Annotated in this window: 5 protein-coding genes; all 5 read left to right on the forward strand. The window is 57.1% G+C overall.

Annotated elements, in window-relative coordinates:
* The first annotated feature begins 67 nt into the window (after positions 1-67).
* The 5 genes from ACQKDS_RS07925 to ACQKDS_RS07945 all read left to right on the forward strand — a co-directional run bounded on the left by ACQKDS_RS07925 (position 68) and on the right by ACQKDS_RS07945 (position 13,118).
* On the forward strand, positions 68-10,765 hold the full coding sequence (locus ACQKDS_RS07925; RefSeq protein ID WP_399668356.1) for a hemagglutinin repeat-containing protein: 10,698 nt from the start codon (positions 68-70) through the stop codon (positions 10,763-10,765).
* Positions 10,765-11,265 (forward strand): immunity 42 family protein, encoded by a 501-nt coding sequence (locus tag ACQKDS_RS07930; protein WP_399668353.1) that lies wholly within the window; start codon positions 10,765-10,767, stop codon positions 11,263-11,265. Before ACQKDS_RS07925 ends, ACQKDS_RS07930 begins: the two co-directional genes overlap by 1 nt.
* A gap of 86 nt (positions 11,266-11,351) precedes the next feature.
* On the forward strand, positions 11,352-12,482 hold the full coding sequence (locus ACQKDS_RS07935) for a hemagglutinin repeat-containing protein (protein ID WP_399668351.1): 1,131 nt from the start codon (positions 11,352-11,354) through the stop codon (positions 12,480-12,482).
* A 52-nt stretch (positions 12,483-12,534) separates the two neighbouring features.
* Positions 12,535-12,795: a type II toxin-antitoxin system ParD family antitoxin gene (locus tag ACQKDS_RS07940; RefSeq protein WP_399668348.1), complete on the forward strand. Its 261-nt coding sequence runs from the start codon at positions 12,535-12,537 to the stop codon at positions 12,793-12,795.
* Complete coding sequence (locus ACQKDS_RS07945) at positions 12,795-13,118, forward strand: type II toxin-antitoxin system RelE/ParE family toxin (protein ID WP_399668345.1); 324 nt, start codon at positions 12,795-12,797, stop codon at positions 13,116-13,118. Before ACQKDS_RS07940 ends, ACQKDS_RS07945 begins: the two co-directional genes overlap by 1 nt.
* Positions 13,119-13,661: the final 543 nt, after the last annotated feature.

The raw sequence follows: 13,661 nt of genomic DNA on the forward strand, positions 1-13,661 counted from the left end.
AAGGCCAAAGTGCGCCGCCAAACCCTTTTTATTGATTGCACCAAACTTTGACACAGGATGTCGCCCAATGAACAAACATTGCTATCGCATTATTTTCAGCCGTACTCAAGGTGAGTTGCGGGTGGTATCAGAGCTGGCGCGCAGCTGTAGCACCATGCCGGGGCAGAGCCGTGGCACGGGTGGCGCTCGCCTGTGGGTGACGGTACGCCGCGCCGTCTGGTTTATTGGGCTGGCATTATTCACGGAACCGGTGCTAGCGAATGGTATCGTTGCCGACGGGCAGGCGGGCGCCGCTCATCGCCCGGAGGTTATCGCCACCCAGAACGGTTTGCCGCAGGTCAACATTACTGCGCCGAATCAGGCTGGTTTATCGCATAACAAATATCAGCAGTTTGATGTGGGTAAGCAAGGCGCGATCCTCAACAACTCCGCGGGGATGACCTCGACACAACTGGCGGGAATGATCCAAGGCAACCCAAACCTTAACCCTAACTCTGCGCCTGCGCGCGTCATTCTGAACGAAGTCAACAGCAACAACCCGAGCCAGTTACGCGGCTTTTTAGAAGTCGCTGGCGGAAAGGCACAGGTCATTGTCGCTAACCCATCCGGGATCATCTGTAACGGCTGTGGAACTATTAATGCCGGGCGGATGACGCTCACTACCGGTAAACCGCAATTGAATGCGGACGGTAGCCTCGCGGGTTATCAGGTCGAGCGTGGGGTGGTTCGTATTGAAGGCGGTGGTCTGAATGGCGATGCGCGCCACGATACCGAATACGTCGACATACTGGCGCGGGCGGTTCAGGTGAACGCGGGTGTGTGGGCGAAAGACGGTCTATCGGTGACCGCAGGGCGTAATCACATTAGCGCAGACGGCAAGACGGTGACCCCGCTGGGGGCTGACGATAAAAAGCCAGAGCTGGCGATAGATATGGGCCAAATGGGCGGTATGTACAGCGGCCATATTCGCATGATCGGTACCGAAGCGGGCGTTGGGGTACGCAATCAAGGCGGGCACCTACAGGCAGCGAAAACGCTGACGGTGAGCAGTGAAGGTAAACTTAGCTGGCAGTCCGCGCAGAAAGACGCCGTGACGCAGGCGGGGGGCGACATCTCACTGGCGGCGAAAGAGTCCCTCGACTATCACGGCAAACTGCACAGTGGCGGCAAGCTAACGGTGCAAAGCCGTGAAGGCCAAGTGAATCAGTCCGGCACGTTGGCGGCGGTGAGCGATGTACACATTGAGGCGGCTCGCGGGATCCAAAGCCGTGGGCATTTGCTGGCGGGCAGCAATACCAACAGCCAATTGACGCACGAGGCGAACTTAACGCTGAAAAGCCAGGGTGATGTGCTGGCCAGCGGCAGCCTGCTGAGCAAGAAAAAGGTCGATGTCAGCGGGCATCGGGTTGATGTCGGGCAGGCGCAGCTCGCCGCGCGCCAAACCACGCTCAGCGCGCAGGGTGGCGGCGTAGGTATGCAGCAAGCGAAAATCGACAGTGAACAGGTTAGCGTGGCGACCGCGGGTGATATCGATGCGCAGCAGGCACAGATCCGGGCAGGCCGCTGGGACGTTTCCGGCAACAACCTGTTCAATCAGGGCGCCGCTTGGTCCCAGGTGGGCAGCGGAGAAAACCGTTTTGCCTTAACCGGCCAATTGGATAATACCGACGGCACTATTGAAGCCCGACAACTGAGCCTGAACGCTGCCGCGTTAACCAACCTGCGCGGGCGTATGGTGGCGCTTGACGCCGCCGATCAACATTGGCGGGTGAGCAACACCGTCAATAATAACGGTGGGATGCTGGGTGCGAACGGCAACTTGACGCTGGAGGCCGGGCGTCTGAGCAATCAGTCCGGCACGGTGAAAAGCCAATCCGCCTTGACCGTGAACGCGGCGGCAGATATTGACAATGGGCAGGGTAAACTGCTGGCCGGCAACCAACTGACGCTGAATGCGGCGGGCGCATTGGATAATCGCAGCGGTGACATCAACGGCGAACAGCTGCAACTGACCGCTCAGCAGGTGAATAATACCCAAGGGCAACTGATCGGCCGGGGCAACCTGAAGCTGACAGCGCGGGACGGGGTGAACAACCAGCATGGCCTGATCGGCGCGGGTGAGGCACTCAATGTTCACACCAACGGTGATATCGACAACCGCAGCGGCACGGTACAGGGCGATAAACAGCTGGCGCTCAGCGCACGTAATATTGATAACGGCGCGGGTAAACTGTTGTCTGGGCAACGGCTTACCGTGAATGCCTCGGCTGCTATTGATAATCGTGCTGGGGAGATCAGCGCTAAGACGCTGAACCTACAAGCACAGCGGCTAAACAACGCGCAGGGTAAAGCAATCGGGCAGCAGGAACTGAACCTCACGGCCAAACAGGCGCTGGACAATACGCAAGGGTTATTGGCCGCAGGCGACACGTTGAACGTCCGCAGCGACGGTGACATTAATAACCGCGGCGGCACCGCGCAGGGTGGCAAGCAGCTCACCATCGCGGCACAGAACCTGCACAACGGTGAAGGTAAATTGTTGTCTGGTGGACAGTTAACCTTGCAAGCTGCCGATGCGATTAATAACCCGTCGGGGGAAATCAGCGGCTCCACACTGCAACTGAATGCACAGCGCTTGGATAACGCGCAGGGTAAGGTGATCGCCCAGCGGGGGCTGGATGTGCATGCGCGACAGTCGTTGGACAACAAACAAGGGCTGTTGGAAGCGGGTGAGCGGTTGAGTATCCGCAGCGAGGGCGGCTGGGATAACCGTGCGGGGATGGCGCAGGGGGGCAAGCAGGTCACGGCATCCGTGAGCCAGCTCAACAATAGCGAGGGCAAGTTGCAGTCCGGTGGTGCGCTGGCGCTCGATACCCGTGGCGAGGTGAATAATCAGGGCGGCACTCTGACGGCACAGAACAGCCTGCACTGGCAAGGCGGCGCGAATAGCCTGTTTAATAATACCGGCGGTATGCTGTTGAGCAGCGGCGATTTGCGCCTGAACGGCGGGCAATTGGTCAATAGCCAAAATGGGATCATCCAGAGTCAAGGCGAGCTGGCGCTCAACCTGACTGGTGCCTGGGACAACCAAGGCGGCAAACTGACCGGGAACGGTAAAACGCACATCGTGGCCGACAGCCTGCGCAACGCCCAAGGGGTTATTCAAGCGCTGGATACCTTGGATATGCAGTTCACGCGCAGCTTAGACAATGGCCATGGCCGTATCTTTAGCAAGCTGTCGCAGACCTTGCAGGCGCAGGATATCTATAACCTGCAAGGCTGGATGGGGAGCCAAGGCGGCTGGGCTGCGGTTAGCCAACACGTTGACAACCGCGAAGGCAGCATACAAAGCCAACAGCAGAGCCAACTTACCGCCGACACGTTGGATAACCGACAGGGTACATGGCAGTCGGCGGGCGATCTGGCACTGCGGGTGGCACAAGACGTGGATAACCGCGCCGGTAAAATCAGTGCGCAGGGGCAACTCGACGTACAAGGCCGGGCTGACGGTGCGTCTATCGGGCAGTTGAAAAACGCCGGCGGCCAGTTACTGGCGGGTGACGCACTGGTGTTGCAGGCACAAGCTGCAGACAACACACAAAATGGTTTGATCTACAGCCAAAAACAGATGCTTCTTAGCCTTCACCACGCGCTGGATAACCGTCAGGGGCGGGTACAAAGCGGTGAGGGGCTGCAACTGAACGCTGAGACGTTGCTGAACCAAGGTGGCGCGTTAGACAGCCAGCAACAACTGGGGTTACGTATCCTAGGGCTGCTCGACAATACCGCCGGTGCGGTGCGCAGCAATGGCGACCAACAGATCGCCGCGAATCGTATCGCTAACCAGCAAGGGGTGTTCAGCAGCCGTGGTGGCATAGCGTTGACCGCTCAGCAGATTGACAACGCCAAGGGCACATTTATCAGTCAGGGCGTGGGCGTTTACCGCGCCGATGTGTTGAATAACCAGCAGGGTAAAATTCACAGTGGTAATGCGTTGACCTTGCAGAGCGGGCAGATAGCCAACCAGACGGGGCAAGTGGTCTCAACCGGTAAGTTGCAGATCAACGCCGATCAACTCGATAACAGCACCCAAGGCACGCTCAGCAGCCAGGATGCGCTGGTGGTACAAACCGATCGGCTGAATAACCGTGACGGCGGATTATTACTGGGCACCACCGACACGGACATCAGCGCGCGTCAGCTTGATAATTACGCCGGGCGCTTACAGAGTGCGGGCAGCCTGAGGTTAACGCGGTTGGAAACCTTGGATAACCGTCAGGGGCGTATTCTGGCTAACGGTGCGCTCAGTATCAATGCCAGTGGCGCGCGCACGGCATCGATGTTGTCACTGCTCAACCAACAGGGGTTGGTGCAAAGCGGTGACACACTCAACATCAATACCCGAACGCTGGATAATTTAGGGGGGACCTTACTCAGCCAAGGGGCGTTGACGCTGGCGGTTCAACAGGATTACACCCATCGGATGGGCGATACCATCAACAGTAATACCGCGGTTAACTTCAGCGTTTCGGGTGTGCTCACCAACCTTACGGACTGGTTGCTGCCGGGTAGCCTGACGATTAACAGTGCGCATTTGACTAACCTGGGATCGTTGGTGGGTAAAACGCTGCACCTGACCACCGGGGCGTTGCTGAATCAGGGGCGGTTAGAGGCCGACCGCATGACGCTCAAGGTTGATACGCTGGATAACAGCGGGGCGCTGATGGGGGATGACATCACCGCACAGGGGCGGATTATCGACAACCACGGCCGTGAAGCGGTAATGGCGGCGACCCAACGGTTAAACCTACAGACGAGCGAGCGCCTGACTAACCGCGACCGCGGGTTCATTTACAGCGCTGATAGCCTACAGCTTACCAGTGACGGCCTGATTGAAAACCGTGCCAGCAATATCGAAGCGGAGGGCGATCTGGCCTTGACGGCTGCGCGCTTTGAAAACCTGCGCGAAGGGTTGGAAATTGAGCGTGAAGCGGAAACCAGCGATTACAAATGGCACCGTTACAATTATTACTGGCGATCTTATGGATCCACGACGGATCCCGATGTCAGCAATATGACACCGACCACCCAACAATTGACCTTCCGCGATGATGCGGCGGCAAGCAGTAACCCGTATGGCACCTTGTTAAACATTGACGCCGCAGGCAAGCGAGCGGAAGTACAGGTGAAAGATAATAAAGGGCAGTTGGTTAGTGTGTGGGTGAATTATTTAGCGCTTACTCCGAACGTGGATGGCAGCTACGACATGACGTTTTATGAAACGCGCGGCTTCCGGCAGGATTCGGTACCGACACCGTATCACAACACGGTATGGCGAGAGCATGATCGTGGGCGTATTGAACAGTGGGATCCTGAAAAGCATGTTGATATCGCTTCCGCCCCCTTTGTTACTGATTACAATAACTTCCGTGAGCGCACGGCTACCGGTACGGTCACCACCGACAAACTGGTGTCGGCGGGCGTAGGCGCGTTCCTGTTGTCGGGTGGCAACATGGCGCTGCATATCGGTAAACAGTTGTTAAATGATGCCAGCACCATCAGTGCCAACGGTAACCTGACGATTGACGGACGTGGCGATGTGGTTAACAAGGGCTACTCGGTTAATGAGCGACGTCAAGAATATATTTACGATCACTATGACCAAGATACTAACCATTGGCATCCGACGTTTAATCGCGATGAAACCACCGCGCTGAGCACCATCGATGGCATCATCACTGGCAATGGTAACGTCAGTATTCAGGGCGCCAGCATCACCAACACCACGGTTAATCAGGCGCAAATTAGCAGCGTGGAAGCGGCGCAAAAAGCGGCGGAAGCCGAACGGGCCGAATGGGAACGTAATCCGCTGGGCGTTAACGTGGAAGGTGGGGAGTGGCAATCTGGTGATACTCAGCTTGCACCGGGCGGTCAGGCATCGGAGGCCGAATCTGGTGCAACCTCGCCGCTGGGGCGTCCGTTGTTGCCAGGTGAATTGGCGCTGACGGAACAACAGCATTTGGGCCAGGTTTCGACCAATATCCCAAATAATGCGCTGTTCCAACAACAAACGGCGCCAGACAGCCCATTCTTGGTGGTGACCGATCCGCGCTTTGCCGACAAGGGCAAATTCATCAGCAGCGATTATATGCTGGAGCGGGTGGGCTATGATCCGAGCCAGGTGCACAAGCGTCTGGGGGATGGCTACTACGAGCAGCGTCTGGTGCGTGAACAGGTGTTAAAACTCACCGGGCGGCAGTCAGTGCGCGGTGAAGACGCAATGGCGCAATATCAATCGTTGATGAACAACGGTGTTAAGGTGGCGCAGGATTTCCATCTGGTGCCGGGCGTGGCGCTGACGCCGTCGCAAATTGCCGCCTTGCAGCAGGACATCGTCTGGCTGGTGAGTGAAACGGTCGACACGGCCAACGGGCCGCAGACGGTGTGGGTGCCAAAAGTGTATCTGGCCAATACCACGCTAAAACTGACGGGCGACGGCGCGGTGATCGGCGGCGGCAATCTGCAACTGTCGGCGGGCAGCATTAATAACGCCGGTAACCTGTTTGCCGATCGGGCGCTCGGTATCGATGCCAACCAGTTCTTGCATCAGGGCGGTGATATCCGTGCCGACAGCATTAACGTGCAGGCAGACAGCCTGACGCTGAGCACCAACCTGCAGGATGCGCTGCGGCAGGCCAGCATGAGCGCCAACGATATCACGCTCAGCGGCACCAATATTACGTTGCAAGGAGCAAAACTGGATGCGACGCACAACCTGAGCCTGAGCGCCAGCAACAATCTGGACATCGGCGCGGCGAAAAGCAGCCATCTGGCCGATCTGCAGGTGATCTCCGGTGCGATGGGGAACCGCACCAGCAGCGGGATGGAAACGGCCGGCGAGCGGATGGCGCAGGTGAGCGGCGAGTGGCAGCAGGCACTGGGCAGCACGCTGAATGCCGGTAACAACCTGACGCTGAAAGCCGGGCAGGACATCAGCCTGAAAGGCAGCCAGGCCAGCGCGGGTGGGCAACTGGGCGTGCAGGCGGGCCGGGATCTGACGATCCAGACGGAAAGCACCACCAACCGTACCCACCTGGAGGCCAACAGCCGCACCTCGTCGGTGAGTAACAGCCGTGAGGAGGAGCGGTTAGTGCTCAGTACGCTGAGTGGTGAGCAGGGCGTGACGTTGATTGCGGGCAACAACCTGCTGGCCGAGGGGGCGCAGGTTGACAGCACCTCGGGCAGTATTGGCCTGAGCGGGGAGAACGTGACGATCAACGCGGCGCGTCAGCAGACCCACGATCGTGACAGTGAGCACACCCGCGTGGGCAAAACCAAAAGCCAGCGGGAACAGGAAACCACGCGTGACACGGTGGTCGGCAGTACCCTGAGCGGCCAGCAAGGGGTGACGGTGATTGCCCGTGAAGGGGATGTGACGGTGACGGGCAGCACCTTGCACAGTGAGCAGGGGGCGCTGGCGCTACAGGCGAAGAACGACGTGACGATCAACAGCGCGTCCGAAACGGAGTCTCGCTTCTCGGAATCACGCTCGGAGAAGAAAGGTTTCCTGAATAAAAAAAGCAGCCATACGGTTAGCAACGACCGGGTGACCACCGAGCAGGGCAGCCTGCTGAGCGGCGACAGCGTGAGCATCAGCGCGGGGAATGATGTGACGCTGAGCGGTTCGGCTATTGCGGCCGATCATGATGTGAACCTGCAAGCGGGGAACAACGTATCGATTGTGGCGGCGACCGAAAGCGAATCGCACTACCTGCTGGAAGAGAAGAAAAAGAGCGGGTTGCTGAGCGGTGGCGGTCTGGGCTTTACGATAGGCAGCCAGTCGAGCCGGCATCAGATCGATGAGCAAGGCACGACGCAGAGCCAGAGTGTCAGCACGGTGGGCAGCAGCCAGGGGAATGTGAACATCACGGCGGGCAAGACGGTGCATATCGGCGGGGCGGATCTGGTGGCCGGCAAAGATATGACCCTGAGCGGCGACAGCGTACAGATCGACCCGGGCTACGATAAGCGCACTCGCACGGAGACATTCGAGAGCAAACAGAGCGGGCTGAGCGTGGCGCTGTCGGGTGCGGCGGGTGGCGCGCTGAATACGGCGGTGAACACGGCGCAACAGGCGCGCAAAGAGAGCGGTGGCCGCCTGCAGGCGCTGCAAGGCACCAAGGCGGCGCTGTCAGGAGTACAGGCCGGGCAGGCGGTGGCGCTGGAGCAGGCGAAGGGCGGTGACGTGACGAACACGGTGGGGGTGAGTGCTTCGCTGGGTAGCCAGAAGTCGTCCTCAGAATCGCATTCGCAGTCCAGCACGGTGAGCGGCTCGACGCTGACGGCGGGGAATAATCTGTCCATCACGGCGACGGGCAAAGGTGGCGGCGCGGGGAGCGGTGATATTGTTATCGCCGGCAGCCAGTTGAAGGCCGGGGGCGACACCCAGCTGAGCGCCGGGCGCGACGTGCAGTTAAGCGGCGCGGCCAACACGCAACAGAGCAGCGGCAAAAACAGCAGCAGCGGGTTTGGGGTGGGCGTGGACGTGACGACGGCGGGGGTGGCGGCCTCGGCGAATGCCAACCAGAGCCGGGGTAAGGAGCAGGGCAACGGCACGCAGTGGTCGGAAACGACGGTCTCAAGCGGCGGCACGGTGAACGTGAGCAGCGGACGGGATACCACGCTGACGGGAGCACAGGTGAGCGGCGAGACGGTGGTGATGGAGGTGGGGCGAGATTTGACGCTGAGCAGCCAGCAGGACAGCGACCGTTACGACGCGAAGCAGAACAGCACCTCGGGGGGTATCTCGGTGCCGCTGACGGCGGGAGCTGGGGGATTACAGGCGTCGGTGAGCCGCGACAAACTGCACAGCAACTACGACAGCGTGCAGGAGCAGACGGGTATCTTTGCGGGCAAGGGTGGCTTTGATATCAGCGTGGGCAACCACACCCAGCTTGATGGCGCGGTGATAGGGAGCACGGCTGCGGCGGACAAGAATAAGCTGGATACGGGCACGCTGGGCTTTGAGAACATCGAGAATCAGGCGGACTTCAAGACCGAGCACTCGGGAGGCAGCCTGAGTACCGGCGGCAGTCTGCTCGGCAATGTGTTGTCGAACAGCAATAACCTGTCGCTGGCGGGGGCGAATAACAGCGGGCATGCGGAGGGAACGACGCAGTCGGTGGTATCGGAAGGAAGTCTGATAATCCGTGACACGGCGAATCAGCAGCAGGACGTGAACGACCTGAGCCGCGACACGGAGAATGCGAACGGCAGCATCGGCCAGATATTTGACAAGGAGAAGGAGCAAAACCGGCTGAAAGAGGCGCAGCTGATAGGGGAGATTGGCGGTCAGGCGATGGACATCGTGCGGACGCAGGGGGATATCAACGGTCTGGAAGCCGCGCGGGAGGAATATCTCAATAATGGCGGCAAGCCGTTGCCGGAGAACGCGACGGTAGCGGATAAAGAAGCCTACGCCAAGATGCTGCGTGAAACACCAACCTACCAGGATGCAATGAAGCGATATGGCATGGGTAGCGATTTTCAGAAAGCGGCACAGGCGGTGACGTCGGCGTTGCAAGGTCTGGCGGGTGGCGATATTGCACAGGCTGTAGCGGGCGGGTTAAGCCCGTATGCGGCGGAGCAGATAAAGAAATACACGGGAACGGATAAGACGGCGAACGTGCTTGCCCATGCGGTGTGGGGTGCGATAGCGGCAGAAATGAGCGGCAACAGCGCGGCGGCAGGTGCAGCGGGTGCAGCCGGTGGCGAACTGGCGGCGCGTTATCTGGCGGGGCAGTTGTATCCCGATGTGAAACCGGAAAATCTGAGTGAGGAGCAGAAGCAGAATATCAGTGCGTTGTCGACGCTTGCGGCGGGGCTGGCGGGTGGTATAGTGGGCGACAGCAGTACGGATGCGGTTGCCGGCGGGCAGGCGGGTAAGAATGCGGTGGAGAATAACTTGCTGGGTAAAGCGCTGGTTGAAGGATGCGCCATTGCAGCCCCCTGTCGCAGTAAAGTAGCTGCACAGGTTCTTGAAATCGGTGTTAAAGCGGGTATCACTGGCGTTGTTGCGAAAGAGATCGCAGATAAGATGTCAGCGGAGGATTTGGATCACCTGATCACCCTGAAAATGATGGGTAACGACGAGATCACCGGTAAGTATCTGAGTTCGCTTCAGGATAAATATGCACCGTCGAATACAGGGAATAATGATAGTCAGGTTAATATCGGGCCAAATCATACCGGGAACAGTCATGGTCAGGTCAATACTGGGCCGAATCATACCGGTAATAGCGGTAGCCAGATTAATACCGGCCCAAATCACACTGGTGGTGATCAGTCTGTAGAGCAATTACCAAGCAATACAGGTAACACAGAAGGTGCTTCTGATTTACCAACTCACATGGAAAGTCAGGGCTATGATCCAAGATTACCAATACCGGAAGCGACAACTGCCAGTAATGGATTAAAGATTGAGTCAAATACTAAGCATACTCCCGGAGCTCAAGGGTTTAGGCCTAATGCAGGCATTGAACCAAGAAACTCTTTAGATCTCTTTGAACACTCTATTGCAACGAAAGATCCCAAAGTAAGGTTGTCTATTGATAGTGATGGAAACATACATAGGTTCTTTAATACTAGCAAAGATGGCACAGGTTCGTACCACTGGAGTGGTAGCACTGGCGATGGAAAAAATGCATTAGGTAATAGAGAGTTAGGTTCTTTTAATAGAGAAATTAAAGAATTAAGGGGTAAGTAATGATATTTGGAAAACCTTATGAATTTGCTGTTTTTTATGAATTGTTAGAAAAAACAGATGATGAGTATTGGAAATATGGGGTTTTTATTTTTTTCATAGAAGATGAAATATATCCAGCTAGAGGATCTAATTATACATTGTCTATGGCTATGGACTATCTGAAAGATAGTTATCAAGAAGTGATAAGCTGCCCAAATAAAGGGTTGGATATGTCAATGGATGATAATGGTCTGTTAAAAAAACTGGCTCACTCACATGGTATGCTACTTGATAATGACCCTGAAGACCTTGACCTTCCAGATTTAGAACAAATGGGAGTTTTTTTAAGCCCCCTTGAGATAGCTGATACAGGATTTTATTTGTTTTATTATCCTATTGATAATGATAAAGAATGCCTAATATATAGTTCGGATTATGGGAATACAGCCAAAAGAACTATTTTAAACAGAGGAACTGTTAGTAATGTATTGATAAAGCTTCCAAATAAGGATGCTATATAAAACTAGTTTTGACTAAGTTCCCGGCCAACTGTCCGGGAACTTTGCTTCTAAGCCCTAAATCCTCCCTCTTCCCGCTGCCGTAACCGGTGTACACCGGGCGCAGCGGTCACCTCAAGTTGTTCCGCGTTGGCTATGCTGGATTCAATGATCCAGTTGCCGCCGATGATCAACTCGCCGTTATCCCGTACCAAACAGGTGTTGAAACTTACCGGACGGCAGTCGGTGTCTGTGCCGACAGCATTAACGTGCAGGCAGACAGCCTGACGCTGAGCACCAACCTGCAGGATGCGCTGCGGCAGGCCAGCATGAGCGCCAACGATATCACGCTCAGCGGCACCAATATTACGTTGCAAGGAGCAAAACTGGATGCAACACATAACCTGAGCCTGAGCGCCAGCAACAATCTGGACATCGGCGCGGCGAAAAGCAGCCATCTGGCCGATCTGCAGGTGATCTCCGGTGCGATGGGGAACCGCACCAGCAGCGGGATGGAAACGGCCGGCGAGCGGATGGCGCAGGTGGGCGGCGAGTGGCAGCAGGCTTTGGGCAGCACGCTGAATGCCGGTAACAACCTGACGCTGAAAGCCGGGCAGGACATCAGCCTGAAAGGCAGCCAGGCCAGCGCGGGCGGGCAACTGGGCGTGCAGGCGGGCCGGGATCTGACGATCCAGACGGAAAGCACCACCAACCGTACCCACCTGGAGGCCAACAGCCGCACCTCGTCGGTGAGTAACAGCCGTGAGGAGGATCGGTTAGTGCTCAGTACGTTGAGTGGCGAGCAGAGCGTGACGTTGATTGCGGGCAACAACCTGCTGGCCGAGGGGGCGCAGGTTGACAGCACCTCGGGCAGTATTGGCCTGAGCGGGGAGAACGTGGCGATCAACGCGGCGCGTCAGCAGACCCACGATCGTGACAGTGAGCACACCCGCGTGGGCAAAACCAAAAGCCAGCGGGAACAGGAAACCACGCGTGACACGGTGGTCGGCAGTACCCTGAGCGGCCAGCAAGGGGTGACGGTGATCGCCCGCGAAGGGGATGTGACGGTGACGGGCAGCACCTTGCACAGTGAGCAGGGGGCGCTGGCGCTACAGGCGAAAAACGACGTCACGCTCAACAGCGCGTCAGAAACGGAATTGGGCAGCCAGAAGTCGTCCTCAGAATCGCATCCGGGGGAGCAGCGGGACAGCCCAAAGCCGGACGTTGCCGAAGAAGAATGAAGCGGTATACTAATAGTTAATAACTGATAGTAATCCGAATGGAGAAACGACCATGCCAACCAGCGTAGCGCTCAGCCCTTACTTCGAAGCGTTCATCCGTGAACAGATAGAGAGCGGACGGTATAACAACACCAGTGAGGTGATCCGTGCAGGACTCAGGGCACTGGAAGAACGGGAGCAGCAGATGAAACTTGAAACACTGCAGAAAGCGGTCAGCGCAGGGATAAACAGCGGTGAAAGCAAAAACGCTGAAGAGGTGTTCGGACGTCTGTCACAAAAATACCGGCGTATGGCTGGAGGCGGTAAAGCGTAATGAAACTGGGTATATCGCCTCTGGCAGAGCAGGATATGGAAGCCATCGGTGACTATATCGCGCAGGATAATCCGGTGCGTGCGGTGAGCTTCACGGAAGAGCTGTACCAGCAGTGCCTGCTGATAGCAGAGTCCCCAGTAATCTACAGAGAAAGGCCGGAGCTGGGGCACAGCGTCAGAAGCTGTGCTTGTGGACGCTACCTCATCGTGTTCAGGGTGCTTGACACGGAAGTGCGTATAGAAAGGTTGCTTCATGGCTCACGGGATATTAGCACGCTGTTCGCAGAGCCGAATGGAGCAGCGGAGCCGCCGGACAGCCCCTAAGCCCTCTGTGAGTGGCGTTGTTGGTGGAGAGGCAGCTGTGTTGCGCGAGGTAAATGGCCGTGAAGCGGCGGAAGCATCGCGGAATATGCAGGTCAGAGGTAGCCGTCGTCCGTCCATTAACCATAATGCGGGAGATTATACGCACTCTCACGGCTGTCATCAGAATCCTTGCTGAAAAAAAGTGATGCGTTCGTATGCGTATAATCTGCATTATGGCGTGCGCCGCCGCGTTCAACATCGGGTGTGGCCGCCGTCCCCGCCCCAAAATCTTGCCTATGTTGACTGGGTATACTCGGCTCATCCATGATCCTCGCCCTTGTCGGGGCCGCTGCAAGCAGCATTCAAATCTGCTACTGGCAGATTTGTCACAGACGGCTTCCCATGTGGCTTCGTCTGTGAGGGGGGTGATCCACAGGCCATCCGGCCTGAGTGTGAGCTGAAAAGGGACGCCGGATGTAAAACTCAGCCCGGTGAGGGCGTCGCCGTTAATCGTCAGTTCCGGTATCGGTTCGGGGGTAAAGGTGATGTGCATGCGCTGCCCTC

Source organism: Serratia sp. NPDC078593, assembly GCF_050268245.1.
Taxonomy (GTDB): Bacteria; Pseudomonadota; Gammaproteobacteria; order Enterobacterales; family Enterobacteriaceae; genus JBNNGK01.